The 20,874-nt window shown below is 74.1% G+C and carries 17 protein-coding genes and 1 pseudogene; 13 read left to right on the top strand and 5 right to left on the bottom strand.

What is annotated here, in order from left to right; translation table 11 throughout:
* The first annotated feature begins 136 nt into the window (after window positions 1-136).
* The 10 genes from ACH4F6_RS02585 (at window position 137) to ACH4F6_RS02630 (ending at window position 10,733) form a co-directional block, all read left to right on the top strand.
* On the top strand, window positions 137-550 hold the full coding sequence (locus ACH4F6_RS02585) for a PaaI family thioesterase (RefSeq protein ID WP_397957996.1): 414 nt from the start codon (window positions 137-139) through the stop codon (window positions 548-550).
* A gap of 453 nt (window positions 551-1,003) precedes the next feature.
* A complete protein-coding gene (locus ACH4F6_RS02590; protein WP_397957997.1) occupies window positions 1,004-1,219 on the top strand; it encodes a type A2 lantipeptide in 216 nt (71 codons plus the stop codon).
* Window positions 1,220-1,315: 96 nt separating this feature from the next.
* Window positions 1,316-2,122 carry an HlyD family efflux transporter periplasmic adaptor subunit gene (locus ACH4F6_RS02595; RefSeq protein ID WP_397957998.1) on the top strand — a complete coding sequence of 269 codons (807 nt, stop codon included), beginning with the start codon at window positions 1,316-1,318 and terminating at the stop codon, window positions 2,120-2,122.
* Window positions 2,119-4,341, top strand: coding sequence for an NHLP family bacteriocin export ABC transporter peptidase/permease/ATPase subunit (locus ACH4F6_RS02600; protein WP_397957999.1), 2,223 nt, complete (start codon window positions 2,119-2,121; stop codon window positions 4,339-4,341). The genes ACH4F6_RS02595 and ACH4F6_RS02600 overlap by 4 nt, the downstream gene beginning before the upstream one ends.
* A gap of 5 nt (window positions 4,342-4,346) precedes the next feature.
* Complete coding sequence (locus tag ACH4F6_RS02605; protein ID WP_397958000.1) at window positions 4,347-7,169, top strand: NHLP bacteriocin export ABC transporter permease/ATPase subunit; 2,823 nt, start codon at window positions 4,347-4,349, stop codon at window positions 7,167-7,169.
* Window positions 7,170-7,309: 140 nt separating this feature from the next.
* Window positions 7,310-8,317 carry a Ppx/GppA family phosphatase gene (locus ACH4F6_RS02610; RefSeq protein WP_397958001.1) on the top strand — a complete coding sequence of 336 codons (1,008 nt, stop codon included), beginning with the start codon at window positions 7,310-7,312 and terminating at the stop codon, window positions 8,315-8,317.
* A gap of 47 nt (window positions 8,318-8,364) precedes the next feature.
* Window positions 8,365-8,550: a hypothetical protein gene (locus ACH4F6_RS02615; RefSeq protein ID WP_397958002.1), complete on the top strand. Its 186-nt coding sequence runs from the start codon at window positions 8,365-8,367 to the stop codon at window positions 8,548-8,550.
* A gap of 322 nt (window positions 8,551-8,872) precedes the next feature.
* Complete coding sequence (locus tag ACH4F6_RS02620) at window positions 8,873-9,880, top strand: iron-containing redox enzyme family protein (RefSeq protein ID WP_397958003.1); 1,008 nt, start codon at window positions 8,873-8,875, stop codon at window positions 9,878-9,880.
* A 12-nt stretch (window positions 9,881-9,892) separates the two neighbouring features.
* Window positions 9,893-10,555 carry a HemK2/MTQ2 family protein methyltransferase gene (locus ACH4F6_RS02625; RefSeq protein ID WP_397958004.1) on the top strand — a complete coding sequence of 221 codons (663 nt, stop codon included), beginning with the start codon at window positions 9,893-9,895 and terminating at the stop codon, window positions 10,553-10,555.
* Window positions 10,536-10,733 carry a CDGSH iron-sulfur domain-containing protein gene (locus ACH4F6_RS02630; protein ID WP_397958005.1) on the top strand — a complete coding sequence of 66 codons (198 nt, stop codon included), beginning with the start codon at window positions 10,536-10,538 and terminating at the stop codon, window positions 10,731-10,733. Before ACH4F6_RS02625 ends, ACH4F6_RS02630 begins: the two co-directional genes overlap by 20 nt.
* Before the next feature lie 158 nt (window positions 10,734-10,891).
* On the opposite strand, the gene ACH4F6_RS02635 is transcribed toward ACH4F6_RS02630, so the two are convergent.
* A complete protein-coding gene (locus tag ACH4F6_RS02635; protein WP_397958006.1) occupies window positions 10,892-11,323 on the bottom strand; it encodes a protease inhibitor in 432 nt (143 codons plus the stop codon).
* A 509-nt stretch (window positions 11,324-11,832) separates the two neighbouring features.
* Between ACH4F6_RS02635 and ACH4F6_RS02640 the strand changes: the two genes are divergently transcribed.
* The 3 genes from ACH4F6_RS02640 to ACH4F6_RS02650 all read left to right on the top strand — a co-directional run bounded on the left by ACH4F6_RS02640 (window position 11,833) and on the right by ACH4F6_RS02650 (window position 15,392).
* The gene (locus ACH4F6_RS02640) at window positions 11,833-13,431 is read left to right on the top strand and encodes a purine-cytosine permease family protein (RefSeq protein ID WP_397958007.1); all 1,599 of its coding nucleotides are present in this window, start codon (window positions 11,833-11,835) and stop codon (window positions 13,429-13,431) included.
* Entirely contained in the window at window positions 13,428-14,123 is a 696-nt protein-coding gene (locus ACH4F6_RS02645; protein WP_397958008.1) for an alpha/beta fold hydrolase, read from the top strand. Before ACH4F6_RS02640 ends, ACH4F6_RS02645 begins: the two co-directional genes overlap by 4 nt.
* Before the next feature lie 99 nt (window positions 14,124-14,222).
* Window positions 14,223-15,392 carry a lactate 2-monooxygenase gene (locus ACH4F6_RS02650; RefSeq protein WP_397958210.1) on the top strand — a complete coding sequence of 390 codons (1,170 nt, stop codon included), beginning with the start codon at window positions 14,223-14,225 and terminating at the stop codon, window positions 15,390-15,392.
* A gap of 395 nt (window positions 15,393-15,787) precedes the next feature.
* Here the strand turns inward: ACH4F6_RS02650 and ACH4F6_RS02655 are convergent.
* The 4 genes and pseudogenes from ACH4F6_RS02655 to ACH4F6_RS02670 form a co-directional block, all read right to left on the bottom strand.
* Window positions 15,788-17,348: pseudogene (locus tag ACH4F6_RS02655) on the bottom strand (RICIN domain-containing protein).
* 377 nt (window positions 17,349-17,725) lie between these two features.
* Complete coding sequence (locus ACH4F6_RS02660) at window positions 17,726-18,103, bottom strand: toxin Doc (RefSeq protein ID WP_397958009.1); 378 nt, start codon at window positions 18,101-18,103, stop codon at window positions 17,726-17,728.
* 3 nt (window positions 18,104-18,106) lie between these two features.
* Window positions 18,107-18,352, bottom strand: coding sequence for a hypothetical protein (locus ACH4F6_RS02665; protein WP_189940465.1), 246 nt, complete (start codon window positions 18,350-18,352; stop codon window positions 18,107-18,109).
* Between the two features lie 147 nt (window positions 18,353-18,499).
* The gene (locus tag ACH4F6_RS02670; RefSeq protein WP_397958010.1) at window positions 18,500-20,740 is read right to left on the bottom strand and encodes a glycoside hydrolase family 9 protein; all 2,241 of its coding nucleotides are present in this window, start codon (window positions 20,738-20,740) and stop codon (window positions 18,500-18,502) included.
* Window positions 20,741-20,874: the final 134 nt, after the last annotated feature.

Raw genomic sequence — 20,874 nt, forward strand, 5'->3', positions numbered from 1 at the left:
TACAGCGGCGCCTGGTTGGCCATGGGTACGCGGGGGGCGCGTGCTGCGTTCAATCGCGTCCGCCGGCTTCCTTCGCGCCACGCGGAATCGGCCATGCCCCGCCTCCGGCCCCGAACTCCGGGGAACAATCGCCCGTATGACGATGACGATCGCCGAAGCCGACAAGATCCTCTCCGACGCCTTCGCCCCCTGGGTGCTGGCCCTGGGGCTGTCCGCGGTACGCCTGGGAGACGACCGGGCGACGCTGCGTCTGCCCTGGTCGCAGGCGCTGGCACGGGAGGGCGGGGGGCTGTCGGGGCAGGCGCTCATGGCGGCCGCCGACACCGCCACCGTGATCGCGGTGTCGGCCGCCCGCGGAGCCTTCGTGCCGATGACGACGGTGCAGCAGTCCACGTCGTTCCAGCGGGCGGTGACCGGTTCGGATGTCCTGATCGAAGCGGTCCTCACCAAGCTGGGCCGCCGGATGGCGTTCGCGGACGTCACGATGACGGCCGAGAAGTCGGGCGAGCTCGCGGCGCGGGCGAGCACCGTCTACGCCCTCCTGGGCTGACACGCACCGTAGCGGGGCGCTGACGGATTGCCCGATTAGGGAAGCGGAATCCCTGCTTCAGAGAATCTGCACAGTGATCGCCCAAGCGAACCACGGCGAGCAGGGGTTCTGCACAACTGCCGGGGGCCGGCCGTGCCATTGGGGCGGAGTGTCGGATTCGCCGCGCCGGCCTCCGCCGCCCCCGCGGACGAACCCGGCCCGAGGTGTGAAGAAGTCGGCGACAACGCGTGGGCGCGCCTGCACGGTTTCCCGCTCCTGTGACGCAAGTGCCCAGGTGAGAAGCGTGATCGAGTGGATGGGCCGGCGTCGGACCTGCTTTGATCCATCGCACCGCGGGGGCCGCGAGGGCTTTCCCGAAAAGGTGTGCCCGGCACCCGCGGGCGCGGCCGTCGTCTGTCCCCAGAGGGGGCCGCTCCCCCCTTATGAGATATCCACACGAAGGGAAGTTCCCCCATGAACTCCACCCCCCAGGTCGAGACCGTCGAGATCGCCGACGCTGACCTCGACAACGTCTCCGGCGGCCTGTCCGTGAACGCCCTCGGCACCGTCACCGGCCTGGTGGACGGCGTCGCCCCGGTCACCGGCCTGGTCGACACGGTCGTCGGCACGGTCGAGGGTGTCACCGGCCTGAACACCGCCCCGGTCGCCAACCTGGTCGCCGGTCTCTGATCGCGCCCTTGTGACTCCCGGGAGTCCCGGAGCCGGTGACGGCTCCGGGACTCCCGGACGCCGTTCCGCCCCGCTCCGACCGGTGAGGGAAGTCCCTTGCAGTTCCGCCAACAGGCCCTCGCCAGGCTCCAGTCGCCGGAGGAACTCGACCTGCCGGTGCGTTTCGCCCGCCCCCAGGGCTGGCTGGTGCTGTCCGTGACCGTGGTCGCGCTCGCCGCCGCGTCCGTGTGGGCGGTGACCGGCTCGGTGGCCTCCACGGTGAGCGCCCCCGCCGTCCTCACACACGGCGAGGGCAGCTACATCCTGCAGAGCCCCGTGGCGGGCCAGGTCACCGCGGTCCTCGTGAAGGAGGGCGAGCGGCTGCCCGCGAACTCCCCCGTGCTGACGGTGCGTACCGCCGAGGGGGACACCGTGGTGCGCACGGTCGCCGCGGGCCGCGTCACCGCGCTCGCCGCGACCATCGGGCAGATCATCTCCACCGGGGCGAACGTCGCCGCCGTCGAGAAGGTCGCCCACGCCGACGACCCGCTGTACGCCACGGTGTACGTGCCGGCGGAGAACGCCGCCTCCGTCCCGGCGGGCGCGGCCGTCGACCTGACCGTGCAGACCGTGCCGTCCCAGCGGTACGGCGTGCTGCGCGGCCACGTGAAGTCGGTGGACCGCACCGCGCAGTCGGCGCAGCAGATCGCCGCGTTCCTCGGCGACGGCCAGCTGGGCGAGCAGTTCACGAAGAAGGGCCGCCCGGTGGCCGTCCTGGTCCGCCTCGACACCTCCGGGTCGACGAGGAGCGGCTACCGCTGGTCCTCCGCGGACGGGCCGCCGTACCCCCTCACCTCCATGACCATGGCCACGGGTTCCATCCGGCTGGCCGATCAGCGTCCCGTCGATTGGCTGCTGCCGTGACCGCCACCCAGGAGACCCGGAGCAGGCGCCGTGCCGCGCCGCCCCGGCGGACCGCCCCCACGAGCCGGGGCAGAACGGTCCGCACCCCCACCGTCCTCCAGATGGAGGCCGTGGAGTGCGGGGCCGCGTCCCTCGCGATGGTCCTCGGCCACTACGGCCGGCACGTCCCGCTGGAGGAGCTGCGCATCGCGTGCGGCGTCTCGCGCGACGGCTCCCGGGCGAGCAACCTCCTGAAGGCGGCCCGCAGTTACGGGCTCACGGCCAAGGGCATGCAGATGGACCTGGCCGCCCTCGCGGACGTGAAGGCGCCCGCGATCCTCTTCTGGGAGTTCAACCACTACGTCGTCTACGACGGCACGGGCCGCCGCTTCGGCCGCCGGGGCGTGTTCGTCAACGACCCCGGCAAGGGCCGCCGGTTCGTGCCGACGGAGGACTTCGACGGCAGCTTCACCGGTGTCGTGCTGGTGCTGGAGCCCGGCGAGGGCTTCGAGCGCGGCGGACGCCGGCCGGGCGTGCTGGGCGCGATGCCCGCCCGGCTGCGCGGCACCGCGGGCACCCTGCCGGCCGCCGTCCTCGCGAGCCTGCTGCTGGTCCTGGTGGGCGCGGCCGTCCCGGCGCTGAGCCGGACCTACATCGACATGTTCCTGATCGGTGGCCAGACCTCGCTGCTGGAGGTGCTGTTCGCGTCCATGGGCGCGTGCGTGCTGCTCACGGTCGCGCTGACCTGGCTGCAGCAGGCCAACCTCCACCACGGCCGCATCATCTCCTCGACCCTCTCCAGCGCCCGCTTCCTGCGCCACCTGCTGCGGCTGCCGGTGACGTTCTTCTCCCAGCGCAGCCCGGCGGACCTGGTGCAGCGCCTGCAGTCCAACGACGCCGTCGCCGAGACCCTCGCCCGCGACCTGGCCTCGGCGGGCGTGGACGCGATCGTCGTCGTCCTGTACGCCGTGCTCCTCTACACCTACGACCCGCAGCTGACCTTCGTCGGCATCGGCGTGGCCCTGCTCAACATCGTCGCCATGCGGATCGTGATCCGGCTGCGCGCGACCCGCACGGCGAAGCTGCGCGCGGACAACGCGCGGCTGACCAACACGGCGTACACCGGCCTGCAGCTGATCGAGACGATGAAGGCGACCGGCGGCGAGGACGGCTACTTCCGCAAGTGGGCCGGGCAGCACGCCACCACGCTGGAGGAACAGCAGCGGCTCGGGGTGCCCAGCGCCTGGCTGGGCGTGGTCGCGCCCACGCTCGCCACGCTGAACAGCGCGCTCATCCTGTGGATCGGCGGGGTGCGGGCGATCGAGGGCCACCTCTCGGTGGGCCTGCTGGTCGCCTTCCAGGCGCTGGTCACCCGCTTCACCGCGCCCCTGACCCGGCTCAACGGCGTCGCCGGCCGCATCCAGGACTTCGCGGCGGACGTGGCCCGGCTGAAGGACGTGGAGAACTTCCGCGCCGACCCGCTCTACGACCGCCGCGCCGGCGCCGACTCCACCCGCCGGCTGCACGGCCACGTCGAACTGCAGAACATCACCTTCGGCTACAGCCCGTTGGACAAGCCCCTGCTGACCGGCTTCGACCTCACCGTCGGCCCCGGGCAGCAGGTGGCGCTGGTCGGCGGCTCGGGCAGCGGCAAGTCGACGGTGTCCCGGCTGATCTCCGGCCTGTACACGCCGTGGGAGGGCGTGATCCGCATCGACGGACAGCGCCTGGAGGACATCCCGCGCGGGGCCCTCGCCTCCTCCGTCTCCTTCGTCGACCAGGAGGTGTTCCTCTTCGAGGGCACGGTCCGCGACAACGTGGCCCTGTGGGACCCGTCGATCCCCGACGACGCGGTCGTCGACGCGCTGCGGGACGCGGCGCTGTACGACGTCGTCATGCGCAGGCCCGGCGGCATCCACAGCAGGGTCGAGCAGGACGGCCGCAACTTCTCCGGCGGGCAGCGCCAGCGCCTGGAGATCGCCCGGGCGCTGGTGCGCCGGCCCAGCGTCCTCGTCCTCGACGAGGTGACCAGCGCGCTCGACGCGGAGACCGAGCTGGTCGTCATGGACAACCTGCGCCGGCGCGGCTGTGCGTGCGTGGTGATCGCCCACCGGCTGAGCACGGTGCGCGACAGCGACGAGATCGTCGTCCTGCAGCACGGCACGGTCGTGGAGCGCGGACGGCACGAGGACCTCGTCGCGCGCGGCGGGGCGTACGCGGCGCTGGTCAGGGAGCGGTGACGGTCATGCAGGAAGACGATCTCGTCCTCGCCGCGCTGGGAGGGACGGGCGCGCGCGTCGACTGCGCCGGGTTCGGCCGCCTCGACCTCGAGGGCCCCCAGGTGCTGTGGCTCGTCGCGTCCGGCGCGCTGGACCTGTTCGCGGTGGACGCCGAGCAGCAGGGGCACTGGCACCACCTGGGCCGCCTGGAGGCGGGCTCGCTGCTGCTCGGCCCGGTCGCGGGCCCCCAGCACACCCTCGTCGCCCGCCCGTTGCGCGACTGCGTCGTCCACCGCATCGGCCTGCGCGAGCTGTACCATCCCGCGAGCACGCAGACCTGGTCCTACGACGAGTACGGCAACCCCCAGTACGTGCCGCCCGCGTCGAGCCCCCTGGAGTACGCGCTCGCCCTGGGCGCCGGCCGCGGCCTGTCCGTCCTCTTCCAGGCGCCGATGGCGGGCGAGAAGCCCGCCGAGGGCGGGACCGCCTCCGTGGGGGACGACGACGTCTTCTGGATGCAGGTCCCGCCGGGCAGCGTCCAGTACGGCTCGCTGTACGGCGCGGAGGCGGCCGCCGACCTGCTGATGGACCCCGCGGTGTGGCAGTCGATGGTCGACCAGCAGTACCGCCTGCTGACCGCGCTGGACCGCTGGATCGAGCAGCTGGAGCGCACCCACGAGACGCGCGCCGCCGCCGGCGTCAAGGCGGGCGAGGCGGTGCGCGCCCGGGCCGACCGGACCCTGCTCGCCTCGATCGGCGGGAAGCCGGGGCAGCGCACCACGTCCGTCGACGCGGACGCCACCTTCGCCGCGTGCCGGCTGGTCGCCGAGGCGGCCGGCATCTCCCTCGTCGAGCCCGCGCAGACGGGGACCGGCACCGACCGTCTGGACCCGGTCGAGCAGGTGGCCCTCGCCTCCCGCGTGCGCACCCGGGCCGTCCGGCTCGACGGGCGCTGGTGGCGGGACGACGTCGGTCCGCTGGTCGGCCACCGGGCGCTGTCCGGGGCGCCGGTCGCGCTGCTGTGGCGGCGCGGCGGCTATGTCGCCGTCCATCCCGCGACCGGGCGGGAGACCCCGGTGGAGAGGGCGAACGCGCAGGAGTTCGCACCGCGGGCGGTCATGTTCTACCGGCCGCTTCCCGAGCGGAGGCTCAGTCCGCTCGGGCTGCTGCGGTTCAGCATGCGGGGCACCGGCGGCGACCTGGCGAGCCTGCTGCTGAGCGGGCTGGTGACGGTGGCGATCGGGGCGCTGGTGCCGATCGCCACGGGCAAGGTGCTCGGCGAGTACGTGCCGAAGGCCCAGCAGGACCTGATCGTGCAGGTGTGTCTGGCCGTGATGGTCAGCAGCGTGGTCGCGGCGGCGTTCATGCTGCTGCAGAACCTCACCGTCCTGCGCCTGGAGGGCCGGATCGAGGCGACGCTGCAGCCGGCGGTGTGGGACCGGCTGCTGCGGCTGCCGACGACGTTCTTCGCCGAGCGGTCCACGGGCGAACTGGCCAGTGCCGCCATGGGCGTCAGCGCGATCCGCCGGCTCCTGGCGGGACTGGGGCCCTCGGTGGCGCAGTCCGTGACGGTCGGGGCGATGAACCTGGGGCTGCTCCTGTGGTTCAGCGTCCCGCTGGCGCTGGCCGCGATCGGCATGCTCGTCGCCGTCGCCGCCGTGTTCCTCGGGCTCGGGCTGTGGCAGGTGCGCTGGCAGCGGCGGCTGGTGACGCTCTCCAACAAGCTGAACAACCAGGCGTTCCAGACGCTGCGGGGCCTGCCGAAGCTGCGGGTGGCGGCCGCCGAGAACTACGCGTACGCGGCCTGGGCCGCGCAGTTCGCCCGCAGCCGGGAGCTCCAGCAGCGGCTCGGCCGGATCAAGAACCTCAACGCGGTGCTCGGCGCGGTGTACCTGCCGCTGTGCTCGCTGGTGATGTTCATGCTGCTGGCCGGTCCGGCGCGCGGCGCGCTGTCGGCGGCGGACTTCCTCACCTTCAACACCTCGATGACCATGCTCCTCACCTCGGTCACCTCGCTGACCGGAGCGTTCGTGTCGGCGGTGGCCGCGCTGCCGCTGTTCGAGGAGATCCGTCCGGTGCTGGAGGCGACCCCGGAGGTGCGCGCGGCCAGCACCCGGCCGGGTCCGCTGTCCGGCGCGGTCGAGGCCCGCCGGCTGTCGTTCCGCTACTCCGACGACGGCCCCCTCGTCCTGGACGACGTCTCCTTCGAGGTGCGTCCGGGCGAGTTCGTCGCGATCGTCGGCCCGAGCGGCTGCGGCAAGTCCACCCTGCTCAGGCTGCTCATCGGCTTCGACCGCCCGCTGTCCGGCAGCGTGCTGTACGACGGGCAGGACCTGGCCGCGCTCGACCGGTCGGCCGTGCGCCGGCAGTGCGGGGTCGTCCTGCAGCACGCGCAGCCGTTCACCGGGTCGATCCTGGACGTCATCTGCGGCACCGAGTCGTACACGCCGGAGGAGGCGATGGCGGCGGCCGAGCTGGCGGGGCTCGCGGAGGACATCAGGCGGATGCCGATGGGACTGCACACGATCGTCTCGGGCAGCGGGTCGGTCTCCGGCGGTCAGCGCCAGCGGCTGATGATCGCCCAGGCGCTGATCCGGCGGCCGCGCATCCTCTTCTTCGACGAGGCGACCAGCGCCCTGGACAACGAGACGCAGCGCACGGTCATCGAGAGCACCCGCAAGCTGAACGCCACCCGCGTCGTCATCGCCCACCGGCTGTCGACCGTGATGGACGCCGACCGGGTCGTCGTCATGGAGAACGGGAAGGTCGCCGAGCAGGGACCGCCCGCGCAGCTCCTCGCCGACGCCTCCGGCCGGCTGCACGAGCTGGTGCGCCGGCAGCTGGCCTGACCGCCGCCGCGTCCCGGCGGCCTCCGGCCCGGTGCCGGCCCCTCTCCCGGGGCGTATCCGGCCACGTCCCGGGTGCCGGGACGTGGCCGGATACGCGCCGGGGTGGGGCATGAAGGCCCCCGCCTGGGTACTCACCGGCCATGAGAATCAGCGTGCTGGACGTGGGATCCAACACCGTGCGGCTGGTGGTGGCGGACGCGGAGGACGGCGTACCGCTGCCCGTGCACACCGCGAAGTGGCGGTTGAGGCTGTCCGCGCAGGTGAAGCCGGGCGAGCCCATCCCCGACGACTGCGTGGAGCAGCTCGTCGAGGCGGTCGCCGCCGCGGGCCGCACCGCGACGCGGTGGGGGGCGGCGAGCCCGCTGGCGTTCGCGACCGCCATGGTCCGCAACGCCCCGAACCGGCAGGAGGTGCTGCGCACGGTCCGCGTCCGGACCGGTGTGCCGCTGTCCACCCTGCCGGGCGAGGTGGAGGCCGAGCTCACCTTCCTCGGCGCCCGGCGCTGGATGGGCTGGCGTTCGGGACCGCTCGCGCTGATGGACATCGGGGGCGGTTCGTTCGAGGTGGCCTTCGGGCGGGGCCGGCTGCCTGACTTCGTGGCCTCGCTGCCGCTCGGGGCCGGCCGGCTGACCCACGAGTTCTTCGCGGACCAGGACCCGCCGCCCGAGGAGCTCGTCCGCGCGCTGCGGCGCAAGGTGCGCCACCAGCTGCGGGACGTGGCCGCCCGGATCCGCTGGGAGGGGCCGCGCACCGCGGTGGTCACCTCCCGCACGTTCCAGCAGCTCGGGCGGATGTGCGGGGCGCCGCCCGGACGCCACGGCCCGTTCGTCGCCCGCACGCTGCGCAGCCGCGACCTGGGCCGGGCGGTCGAGCGGCTCGCCGCCCTGCCCGCCGCCGAACGCGCCCGGCTGCCCGGCATCTCCGCTCCGCGGGCCGCGCAGAGCCTGGCCGGGGCGGTGGTCGGGCACACGGCGATGAAGCTGATCGGGTTGAGAACGGTCACCGTCTGCCCGTGGGCGATCCGGGAGGGCGTCATGCTCCGCCACATCGAGGACGGCGCGTCCTGGTGGGCGGAGGTCACCCGGCTCGCCGAGGAGGCGGCGCCCCCGGAACCGGTGCCCCTGGCTCTCGCCGCCGCCAAGAACTGACCGACGCGCCGTGCCGACGGGCACGGCCGAAAGGAGAGGAACCCCCCATGTCCGACGACTCCCACGACTCCCGGCACCACGACGACCGCCCCGAGACCGCGCTCGACGAGGTGCTGCGGGAGGTCGAGGAGGCCGAGCGCCCCACCGACGCCCCCCGCACCGGCCACCGGGGCGAGGCCGGCGACGCCGTCACCCCGAACACCCAGGCCCAGGAGGAGTCCCGGGGCGACTGACCCGGCCCGCATCCCCGGGCGGCCCGCCCACGGAGCCGCCCGGCCCGGGCACCGGCCCGGTCAGGACGAACGACGCTCACGGGCCGTCCGGCCGCCTGCGGCACCACCGCCGCTCACGCGAGCGGGCGGCCCGCCCTTCCCCACGGCCGGGAAGCGCACCGAGCGCGTCGGAGGGCCCCGGCGCAGACACCCGGGACCGGGAACCGAGCCGGCAGCGCGGACCGGTACGGACGGGCGGGGCCGCAGGTCGGGGCCGGGGGCCGCCCGGGAGCCGGGTGGTGCGGTGAGGGATGGCCCGGTGACCTGGGGGTACCCGGCGCGCATGGCATACGAAGGACCACGTCTGCCGGCCGCCCGCGGCCGGCTCTCCGGGGCCGTCCGGGAGTATCTGCTGGGCTCGGGCCCGCTGCCGCCCGTCGAGGCGGTCGCCGACGCGCCCGCGTACGGCGACGATCTCCAGCTGGCCCTCTACCTCTGCTACGAACTGCACTACCGCGGCTTCGCGGGGGTGAGCCACGACCGGGAGTGGGACCCCGACCTGCTGCGCGTCCGGGCGGCGCTGGAGCACCGCTTCCTGACGGCCCTGCGCGCCGACACCCCCGTCCACGACACCGTCGACGACGCGCTGGCGGAGCTCCTCGTCGAGCCCGTCGAGCACACCGGCCTCTCGCACTTCCTGTGCGACGAGGGCGAGCTGTGGCAGCTGCGCGAGTACGCCGCGCAGCGCTCCCTGTACCACCTCAAGGAGGCCGACCCGCACGCGTGGGTGCTGCCCCGGCTGTGGGGCCGGGCCAAGGCGGCCATGGCGGCCGTGGAGTTCGACGAGTACGGCGGCGGCCGCCCCGACCGCGTCCACGCCCGCCTGTTCGCGGACCTGATGACGGACCTGGACCTGGACACCGCCTACGGCCGCTACCTCGACGCCGCCTGCGCCGAGACGCTGGCCACGGTCAACCTGATGTCCCTGCTCGGCCTGCACCGCTCGCTGCGCGGCGCGCTCGTGGGCCACTTCGCCGCGGTGGAGATCACCTCCTCCCCCGGTTCCCGCCGGCTGGCCGAGGCGATGCGCCGCGCGGACGCCGGTCCCGCCGCCGTCCACTTCTACGACGAGCACGTCGAGGCCGACGCGGTCCACGAGCAGGTCGTCCGGCACGAGGTCATCGCCGGCCTGCTGGAGGAGGAGCCGCACCTGGCCCCCGACATCGCCTTCGGCATCGCCGTCACCGGCCTGCTGGAGGACCGCCTCGCCGCCCGGCTGCTCACGGCCTGGCGCGCGGGGCGCTCCTCCCTGCGCACGCCCCTCCCCGCCGAAATGGCTCATGTTTCGTAACCGAAGGGGTACTTGGTGCGCGTGAATCCACTGGTGCTGCCGGGCGTGTACGCCCCTCAGGAGGACACCGACCTGCTGGCCGGGGCGCTGTCCGAAGAACCGATCAAGCCGGGCGCCGACGTCCTCGACGTCGGGACGGGCTCGGGTGCCCTCGCGCTGGAGGCCGCACGGCTCGGGACCCGCGTCACCGCGGTCGACGTGTCCTGGCGGGCGGTGTGCGCGACACAGTGGAACGCGTGGCGGGCGCGGCTGCCGGTGCGCGTGCGGCAGGGCAACCTCTTCGAGCCGGTGCGCGGACAGTCGTTCGACCTGATCCTGACCAATCCGCCGTACGTGCCGGCTCCGGACGGCGGGCGCGAGCCGCGCGGTCCGGCCCGGGCCTGGGACGCGGGCGGGGACGGCCGGCTGGTCCTGGACCGGATCTGCCGGGAGGCTCCCGCGCTGCTGCGGCCCGGCGGGGTGCTGCTCATGGTGCACTCGGCGCTCAGCGATCCCGGCCGCACCGTCGCGCATCTGCGCGACACGGGCCTGAAGGCCGCGGTGACCCGCCGTGCGCGCATCCCCTTCGGGCCGGTCCTGCGCTCACGCGAGCACTGGCTGCGCGAGCGCGGGCTGCTGTCCGCCGACGAGAACAACGAGGAACTGGTGGTCGTCCGTGCCGAACTCCCCAGCTGACCGGCCGCGCAGGATCAGCGTGCAGCGCAAGGGGCCCCTGCTCGTCGAGGGGCCCGTGGAGGTGGAGCTGGAGGACGGTTCCACCGTCGCCTCCGACCGTTTCCGGGTCGCCCTGTGCACCTGCCGGCGCAGCCGCCGCTATCCCTGGTGCGACACCAGTCACCGCGACCGCGTCTGACCGAGGCTTCGCCCCACGAGGATCCAGGGGCCGGGCGGGCGGCCCCACTCCGCCCGGCCGGCCCCTGGTGCGAGATCGCTGTGGTCCCGTGTCAGTGGCTCGCACTCCCCACGTCACGAGCCGTTCGCGGCGTCCACGGGAGCCACGCGATCCCGGTCTCAGAACGCGAAGAGGACGCTCCCGGAGGAGTTCTTCACGCACTCGTTGGAGAAGAGGCGCTCGTAGGAGACGCGCTGGCCCCGCCACACGCCGTCGACGGTGACGACCACCGGGTCGTACTGCTTGGTGCACATTCCCCCGCCGGCGGCCGCGAGGACCTCGAAGTCGCCGTCGGCGGCCCGCAGTTCGGCACAGGCCAGGGAGGCGGCCGGATGGGTGCCGGAGGCTGTCGGCGCACAGCTCAGGGTGACGGCGCGGGCCGGGCCGGCGGTGGCGGCGCTCTCTCCGTGCCCTGTCGTCAGCACCAGGGCCGACGGGGCGTACAGGGAGGCCGGGGCGGCCGGGGCGGCGAGCGCGGGCCCGGTGAGGGGTCCGCAGACGGCGGCGGCCGTGAGGCCGAGGGTCGCTGCCCAGCGCGCGGTGTTCCGCATTGTGTGCATCCTTCCGCTCGATTCGGGGGTGTCCGTCCGGCGCGATCGGTGCCGGACGCGGCGAGCGCGAGTCTGCCGAGTCCGGAGCCGAAACTCACATCGACCCCACGCGTTTCGGTAACCTTGCGTATTGAATCAGTGGCGCGAAGTCACGGGATTCGAACGTTCCAAGGCCGTAAGCAAGCGCTTCATGATCGCTCCGTGCGCCGAAGTGACCGGTTTTCATCGGCTCGTTAATCGTCCGGAAACATTCCGCTTCCGCCGCCGCACCCCCCGCGCGGCCCCCTCGCGTTCACCTGACGGCCGCCCCGGGGAGGTGGCCGTTTCCTCCACCCGGAGCGGCGGAGGAGGACGAAACGTCCCCTGGCCGGGCCCTGGCAGCACCGCGTACGGTCGGCAGACCCCGTTCCGGACCCCCGCCGAGCGCGCCGCCCACCCCGCGGCGACGACGGCCGTCCAGCCCTCCGCGCCACCCCGCGCTCCCCGTCGTCCGACCGCCGGAGCCCTCGTTGACCTCGCCGTCCACCCCCTCCCCCGCCGCACCGTCCCCGTCCCTCACCGAGGTCGAGACCCACGGTGTCGACCGCATCCCGGACGCGGAGCGCACCGCGACCCCGTTCGACCTGTTCCGGCTCGCCTTCGGCGGTGCGAACACCTTCTCGACCTGCGTCCTGGGCGCCTTCCCTGTCCTGTTCGGCCTCTCCTTCTGGCAGGGGCTCGCCGCCACGCTCCTCGGCGTGGTCGTGGGCGCGCTGATCCTGTGCCCGATGGCGGTGTTCGGCCCGGTCAACGGCACCAACAACGCGGTCTCCTCGTCCGCGCACCTCGGTGTGCACGGACGCGTGGTCGGCTCCTTCCTCTCGCTGCTGACCGCGGTCGCCTTCTTCTCCCTGTCGGTGTGGAGCTCCGGCGACGCCCTGGTCGGCGGCGCCCACCGGCTCTTCGGCCTGAGCCGCGGCGATCTGTCGTACGCCGTCGCCTACGCGCTCTTCGCCGGCCTGGTGCTCGCGGTGTGCGTGTACGGGTTCCGGTTCATGCTGTTCGTCAACAAGATCGCGGTCGTCTCGGCCACCGTGCTGTTCCTGCTCGGCGCCGTGGCCTTCGCCGGTGACTTCGACCCGTCGTACGCGGGTGTCTTCACCGACTCCGCCGACGCGGCGACGCGGTCCCTGTTCTGGCCCTCGTTCATCGGCGCGGCCCTCATCGTGCTGTCCAACCCCGTGTCCTTCGGGGCGTTCCTGGGCGACTGGTCGCGCTACATCCCGGCCGCCACACCGCGCCGCCGGGTGGTCGGCGCCGCGTTCCTGTCGCAGCTCGCGACCCTGCTGCCGTTCCTCTTCGGCCTGTCGACCGCGAGCATCATCGCGGCCGAGGCCCCCGAGTACGTCGACCCGGCCGCCCCCGACTTCGTGGGCGGGCTGCTGGCGATCTCGCCGTCCTGGTTCTTCCTGCCGGTGTGCCTGCTGGCGCTGATCGGCGGCATGTCGACGGGCACGACCTCGCTGTACGGCACCGGCCTGGACTTCTCCTCGGTCTTCCCGCGGCTGTCGCGCGTGCAGGCGACGCTGCTGGTCGGCGCGGTGTCGATCGGGTTCATCTTCGCCGGCCGGTTCGCCCTGGACCTCGTCCGGTCGATCTCCACGTTCGCCACGATGATCATCACCTGCACGACGCCCTGGATGGTCGTGATGATGCTGGGCTTCCTCACCCGGCGCGGCTGGTACGACCCGGAGGCGCTGCAGGTCTTCAACCGCCGTCAGCGCGGCGGCCGTTACTGGTTCGCGCACGGCTGGAACTGGCGGGGCATGACGGCGTGGTGGGTGTCGGCGGTCGTGGGCGTGCTGTTCACCGACATCCCGGGCCAGTTCGTCGGTCCGCTCGGCGATCTGGCGAACGGCGTCGACATCAGCCTGCCGCTGTCGCTGGCGGTCGCCGCCGTGCTGCACCTCGCCCTGCTGTGGCTGTTCCCGGAGCCCCGGGCGGTGTACGGCCCCGAGGGCCCGTGGCTGGTCCGCAGCGCGGACGTGGCGGTGCCGCCGATCACCGGCCCGGGCGCGGGAGCCGGGGAGGAGGCGGTGTCGGACCCCTCGGCTAACGTGCGGGCATGACTCGTTTCGTGCTGGTGGCGGGGGCGTGGCTCGGTGCGTGGGCGTGGGAGGAGGTGGCGGCCGAACTGCGCGCGGCCGGGGACGAGGCCCATCCTCTGACGCTGTCCGGGCTCGCCGAGAAGCGCGGGGTGCCGGCCGGGCTGGAGACGCACGTCCGGGACGTCGTCGAGGAGGTCGGCCGGCTCGGTCCGCGGGACGTGGTGCTGGTCGGGCACAGCTACTCCGGCATCCCGGTCGGGCTGGCGGCGGAGCGGATCGGCGACCGGCTGCGGCGGGTGGTGTTCGTCGACGCCAACGTGCCCGTGGCCGGGCAGTCGTTCCTGTCCGGCTGGCCGAGCGAGCCCGTGCGGGAGGCGATCGCGACCCACGACGGCTTCTGGCCGCCGCTCGCCGCGGACGACTTCGCGGGACAGGGCCTGACGGAGGAGCAGGTCCGCCGGATCGTCGACGGCGCGACCCCGCACCCGGGCGCCACCCTCACCGACGCGGCGGCCCCGCGGCGTTCGCCCGCCGAACTGCCGGCGACGTACGTCAAGTGCCTGCTGGACGGCGACGAGCCGATGCCGGCCGTGGCCGAGCTGCTCGGGAGCGACCGGTGGGAACTGGTCGAGACGGACACCGGTCACTGGCCGATGTTCTCCCGGCCGCGCGCGCTGGCCCGCATCCTGCGGGAGGCGGCCGCCGTCCGCTGAACCGCCCTACCGGCCGGTATGGTCGCCGTGCGACGCGTGGGCGACGGCGCGGCGACGGGACAGCGGGACGACGGGACGACCGAGAGGCGGCACGTACGGATGGCCAAGCACTGGGCGGACTTCCAGTACGAGATCTACCTGAACGGCATGACGGGCTCGGTCCCGCGCCTGCCCACCGACCTGACCCGGCTGGAGGAGCTGACCGAACGGCGGCTCGGGCCGGGGCCGGTCGGCTATGTCGCGGGCAGCGCCGGCGACGGCAGCACGGCCCGCGCCAACCGGGCGGCCCTGGGGCGCCGCAGGATCGTGCCGCGGATGCTGCGGGACGTGCACGAGCGGGACCTGTCGGTCGAGGTGCTCGGCCGCCCGCTGCCGGCGCCGCTGGCCCTGGCCCCGGTCGGCGTGCTGTCGATCATGCATCCGGAGGCCGAGACCGCGGCGGCCCGCGCGGCGGCCGCGCAGGGGGTGCCGTTCGTGCTGTCCTCGGCCTCCAGCACCCCGATCGAGCAGGTGGCGGAGGCGATGGGGGACGCGGAGCGCTGGTTCCAGCTGTACTGGTCGAAGGACCGGGAGGTGACCCGCAGCTTCCTGGGCCGGGCCCGCACGGCCGGGTTCAGCGTGCTGGTGGTCACGCTGGACACCCCGCTGCTGGCGTGGCGGCCCCGCGACCTGGACCAGGCGTACCTGCCGTTCCTGCACGGGGTGGGCACCGCCAACTACTTCACCGACCCGGCCTTCCGGGCGGGTCTGGCCAAGCCGGTGCACGAGGACCCGAACGCGGCCGTGCTGCACTTCGTCAGCCTGTTCGCGGACCCGGGGAAGACCTGGCCGGACCTGGCGTTCCTGCGGGAGCACTGGGACGGGCCGATCGTCCTGAAGGGCGTCCTGCACCCCGACGACGCCCTGTCGGCCGCGGACGCCGGGGTGGACGGCGTGGTCGTCTCCAACCACGGTGGCCGCCAGGTGGCCGGCTCGGTCGCCGCCGCCGACGCGCTGCCCCGGATCGCGGCGGCGGCCGGCGACCGGCTGACGGTGCTGTTCGACAGCGGGGTCCGCACCGGCGACGACGTCTTCAAGGCCCTCGCGCTCGGCGCCCGTGCGGTGCTGCTCGGCCGGCCGTACGTCTACGGTCTCGGCCTGGACGGACAGCCCGGCGTGGAGCACGTGATCCGCTGTCTGCTCGCCGAGTTCGACCTGACGATGGCCCTGTCCGGCCACGCCACCCCGGCCACCATAGGCCCGGACGACCTGACGGAGGCCCCGGTCTGACGGTCCGCCGGGGCGGGGACCGGCCCCGGAGACCGCCGGAACACGACCGGCCGCGGCGGCCCGCCGGGGCAGCCTGCCGGGGCGGACCGCCCGAACCCACTGGCGGGGCGGTGAGCGCGGCGGAACGGCGGGGCGGCGCGGCGGCCCGCCGGAGCGCCCGCTCTGGTGGAGCGCCCCCCTGGCCGGGCGGCGGTCAGCCGGGACGGCGGGCGGCCGGGACGGCGGGCGGCCGGGACGGCGGGCGGCCGGGGCGGGCCGGCGGAAACCCGACCGTGGCGGGCCGCCGAAGCAGTGACCGCGGCGGGCCGCCGGAGCGCCCGTCCTGGCGGGCGACGAACGCGGCGGGCCGGTGAGCGCGGCGTCCGCCGGAGCGGCCCGCCCCGGCGGACGGCCCGTCAGGCCGTGCGGTCGGAGAGGTCGACGGGCCGTGCGGGCGGCTTCGCCTGGCCGGTGCTCTTCAGCGCGCCGGGGTCGGCCGTGACGGCGTCGGTCAGCCACCGCTGCCCGGTGGAGCGGTCCCGCACCTTGACGACCACGTCGGCGCCGGGGTCCTCGCCGGCGCAGGAGAGGGCGAGCGTGTCGTCCCAGCGGGGCAGCAGCTCCCCCTGCACGGTGAGGTCGTAGCGGGTGTCGGCGGCGCGGGCGGTGTCGTGGGGGGGGGGGGGGGGGGCCCCCCCCCCCCCCCCCCACCACCCCGGCGTCCGCGCGGGAGTCCACGCACAGCCCGGGCGCGGCGACGCTGCGCAGCTGCCCGTCGTCCTCGTACGACCACCGCTGGCTCGCCCCGGACGAGCAGTCGGCCAGTTCGACGGCGGCGCCCGCCCGCACCGCGCCCCGGACGTCCAGGCACAGGCCGGCGGCGGCGTTGCGCAGCCGGGTCTCGCCCGGCAGCCGTGCGGAGGCGGAGGGGGCCGCGGTGGGCCCGGACCGGGAGCCGGTGCCGGAGGCGGCGGCGCCGCCCGGGGCGCCGGCGGAGGCGGCCGGGGCGCCGCCGTCGTCCGACCACACGCCGGCCGCGAGCAGGGCGGTCAGCAGCCCGGCCGAGGCGAGGCCGACCCCGGTCATCAGCGCCCGCGGCGACCGCGGGCCACCGGGTGCGCGGCGGCCCGGGGACGGGATGCGGTCGAGCAGGGTGCTGCGGCGCGTGCCGCGCGCCCGTCGGCCGCGGTGCCGGGACGAGCCGCGCAGGCGCGCGGTCTGCCGGCGGACGCGGCCGGGACGGGACTCGACGTAGCGGCGGGCGCCCCAGCCCAGCACCGCCTCGGCGAGCAGCATGCCCAGGTCGTTCTCGAACTGGCCGAGTTGCTCGGCGGCGGACCGGCAGTAGCGGCAGGCGTCCAGGTGCCGGCGGACGTCCGGCAGGAGTTGCCCGCCGCGGCGCATGGGGACGTCGAGGAGCCGGTTGTAGAAGCGGCAGTCCTTGCCGGGCGCGAGTTCCCGGTGGGCGCGGACGCAGCCCTCGCGCAGCTTCTCCCGGGCCTGCTCGTACGCGGCCGTGACCATGTCGGTGTCCATGCCGAGCAGACCGGCGGCCGCGGTGACCGGTTCGGCCTCGACCTCGACGTGCCACAGGACGCACCGGGCGACCGGGGGCAGGTTCCCGAAGGAGCGTTCCGTGAGGACCCGGTTCTCCGGGGTCATGGACTTGGCGGTGCGCATGCCGCGGGCGCCGGCCGGTTTGCGCAGCTCCGGCAGGACTCCGGACAGGTCCTCGTCGGCGGCCCACGACCGGATCGTGTCCCGCACGGTCACCAGCAGCCGGGGACGCAGCGCGGTGCCCGGCTCGCCCAGCTTCAGCCGGTCGAAGACCTGGTGGAAGGCGGCCGTGGTGACCATGGACGCGGCGCCGGCCGAGGAGGCGAGGCAGATGACCGCGTACTCGTGGACCGGCTGCCAGTGCCGTGCGATCAGCAGCGCGGTGGACTGGCCGACCTCGCTGTCCGTGCCGCCGCGCATCCCCGCGGCGAGGGACTCGTCGGACTCTCCGGGGCCTCCGCCGGGCGGTGGGTAGGGAGGACGAGGAGGAGGGGGGGTGAGCACTGAGCGGCTTCCTTTGGTGCGTACCTGTTCGGCGCGGCGGGGAGCACGCGTTCGCCTCCGCCGGCGAAAACGCGGGGCGTTCCCGGCCCCGGCCCCCGCTCGAGTGGCTCACCCTTGCACAACTGAGTCGCGCACAACAAGCCGCCGGGTGTTCCCGGCCACTGTTGAAAAAATGTCGACAGCCGAGCCCCTGTCCCCCGCCCCGTTCCGCCTCCGGTGACGCCCCGTCGGACGCCTCCCGCGGTCCTCCGGTACGTGTGCCGCACACCGGTTCTCCCGGGGGCCGGCGCCGCTCAGATCTGCCAGGACCGCAGCCGGTCGGCGGCGCCGTACACGTCGGTCTTGCCGTCGATCAGGTCCCGGGCCAGGTCGACGAGGGCCCCGTAGGGCGGGTCGATGCCGACGCCGCTGACGAACATGTAGGCCACCGCCGTCGCGCAGGCGAAGCGGGCGTTGGCCGACGGCAGCGGCTTGAGCAGCGCGAGGGTGTGCAGCAGCGCGGCGGCACGCCAGGCCGGGTCGGAGTCGACGCCCAGGCGGGGCGGGTCGACGCGGTGCCGGGCGACGGCGGCGACCAGCGCGGAGAAGTCGTCGACGGTGGGCTGGTCCGGCAGGACCTCTTCGTGGCGCTGGAGCAGCCAGGGCACGTCGATGTGGATGACGGGTGTCATCGGTCAGGCGACCCGCCCCTCGCCCTTCAGGGGCGCTTCGTCGTCGGGGAAGGCGGCCGCGAACTCGTCGGCGTGCGAGGCGAAGAACCGGCGGAAGGCCTCCGCCCCCTCCTGCAGCGCCCGGTGGCGCGCTATGTCGGCGGCGGCCGCCTCCCGCACGAGCGCCTTCATGGACGTACCGCGCTCCTTGGCGATCTGCCGCAGGTCCTCCAGCTCGCGATCGCTGAATTCCACATTGAGGGCTGGCATGTCCCTCACGGTACCGCTCGGGTACTTACCCGTAAATATCCGCAGGTCGAAGCGGAGCCAAGGTGGTACCGGACGGCGTCCGAGCGAGCATGCGCCGATCGATTCGGGGCACAAGCGGACCCCGTCCGGTCACACCTCGGACACCGGCTACCCCTGGTCCGCCACGAAGGACGCCATCCGGGCCAGTGCGGCGTTCCAGTTGATCGCCGTCTCGTTCGTCGACCAGGACTGGATGTCGTCGATGTAGCAGAACTGTCCGACGCAGCCGGTGAGCTTGGTCTGCGCGTAGGGGTCCTGGATGCTCGAGTTGGGGCCGCCCGCGAGCGTTCCGGCCGGCGGGTCCGGCAGCTTCGGGTCGAGCTGGCGGGCGTACCAGCGGCTGTGCTGCCGGTGGGCGTTGACCTCTCCGTAGCCGGTGACGTAGGAGATGTTCAGCGCGTTGCGGCCGAGGACGTAGTCCATGCTCTGGAGGGCTCCGTCGCGGTACTTCGAGGCGCCGGTGATGTCGTACGCGGTGGCGACGACCACGGCGTTGTTGAGGACCTGGTGGGCCGAGCCCCAGTCGTAGCGGTTGCCGTCGGGGGCGTAGGGCATGCCGTACGGGTGGGCCCGCAGGGTGGCGAGGTACTTGTCGGCGCCGGCGGTCACGGAGCGGCGCACCTTGTCGCGGCCGGGCAGCTTGTTCGGGACGGTGGCGAGGTCGAGCCGGCCCGCGGCGGCGGTCCTGGACCAGTCGAAGCCGTAGGCGCCGAAGATGTCGGCCGTGTGGACCGGGGAGTTCAGGACGTGGTCGGCGAACTGCCGCTCACCGGTGGTGAGGTACAGCTCGGCGGCCGCCCAGTAGAACTCGTCGCTCAGCTCGTCGTCGTTGTAGGCGCCGCCGCCGGTGGCGTCGGCGGGGTCGGCCAGCACGCCCGGGTGGGCTAGGGCCGCCGCCCAGGCCTTGCGGGCGGCCGTGAGGGCCCGCGCGGCGAAGGCCTCGTCGTGGGGCCGGTACAGGCGGGCCGCCTGGGCGGCGGTCGCGGCCAGGTTCAGGGTGGCGGCGGTGGTCGGCGGGTGCAGTTCGCGCTTCTGCGGGTCGTCGGCGGGCAGCAGGGGCAGGCCGGTCCACTGCTCGTCGTGGACCTTGTGGTGCGCCATGCCCGCGAGCGGCCGGCCGTCCGGCACCTGCATCCGCAGCAGGAACTCCAGCTCCCAGCGGGCCTCGTCGAGGATGTCCGGCACCTTGTTGCCGCTCTCGGGCAGGGCGAGGGCGCCGTCGCCGAGCTTCGCCGGCCGGCCGGTGCGGGCGTGCAGCGCGCGTTCGTGGGTGCTGAGCAGCTCCCAGGTGGTGATGCCGCCGTTGACGACGTACTTGCCGTGGTCGCCGGCGTCGTACCAGCCACCGCTGACGTCGAGGGTGTGGTCGCAGACGCCCGGCTGGCAGGGGACGGCGGTGTCGCCCTGGTTGGGGGCGACGCCGACGTGGCCGGCGGCCCTGCCGTAGCCGGGACGCAGGTCGTCGCGTATCGCGGTGCCGCTGCGCTGCGTGTAGTAGTACTTGGCCGCGTCGAGGCGCAGTCGCTCGTAGGCGTCCGTGCCGATGTCGAAGGGGCGGCTGGTCTCGCCGTCGGCGACCAGCGTCAGGCCCGTGCCGCGGGTGCGGTACGCGCCGAAGTCGAGGGAGTGGACGTTCTGCCCGGAGGAGACGTCGACTCCGCGCGGCACGGTCCAGCCCCGCGCCACCGTCGTCCCCGCGGCGTTCCTCAGCTCCCAGGGCAGCCTGCCGGTGGCCTCGGTGACGAGGGTGGCGTTCTTCGGCCCGGCGGGCAGGTAGCCGACCTGGTTGACGCGGACCCGTGGCCCGGTGTCGGGCTCGTAGACCTCGGGCGGGACGCCGCCCAGCAGGGAGACGTCGTCGAGGCAGAAGCGCCAGGGGTCCGCGCTGCCGCCGACCTGGAAGGCGACCTGGGCCTGGGCGGAGTCGACCGGCGAGGTGAAGGTGTAGGAGTACGGGCCCGCCGTCTCGGCCAGTACGGGAGTCGCCTCGTACCAGGTCTCGTACGGCGCGGCCGACTGGCCCACGATCGCCCGCACCGCGTGCCCCTCGGGCACGCCGGACGCCGTGAAGGAGAACCGGTACGTCTCCCCCTTCACCAGGGTGATGCCGTCCTGGCCGACGGCGGAGTCCCAGCGGTTGGCGGTGCCGCCCGGCACGTCCGCGCACAGCCGGCCCTCGGCGGGGCCGGCGCCGGCGTTGCTGCTCCACCATCCGTCGGTGGTCGTGTCGAAGGTGCCGTTCCTGACCTGCTCGGCCTCCTCCGCCGCGGCCTGCTGCGCGGGCAGCGCGGTGAGCGCCGTGCCCAGCAGGGCCGCCAAGGCCGTCAGGGCGGTTCTGCGTCGTTTCACGTCCAGGCTCCTGTCGCCGGGAGATGCGGGAGCCTCCACAGGCGTGGGAGCGCTCCCAGGGACGGGTCGCAGGACATGTTTGTTGCAGTCATGACACTCCGTCAACGGTCAGGACGAGGACGGTTCGGCCGATG

It is taken from the genome of Streptomyces sp. NPDC017936 (assembly GCF_044328485.1).
Lineage (GTDB): Bacteria > Actinomycetota > Actinomycetes > Streptomycetales > Streptomycetaceae > Streptomyces.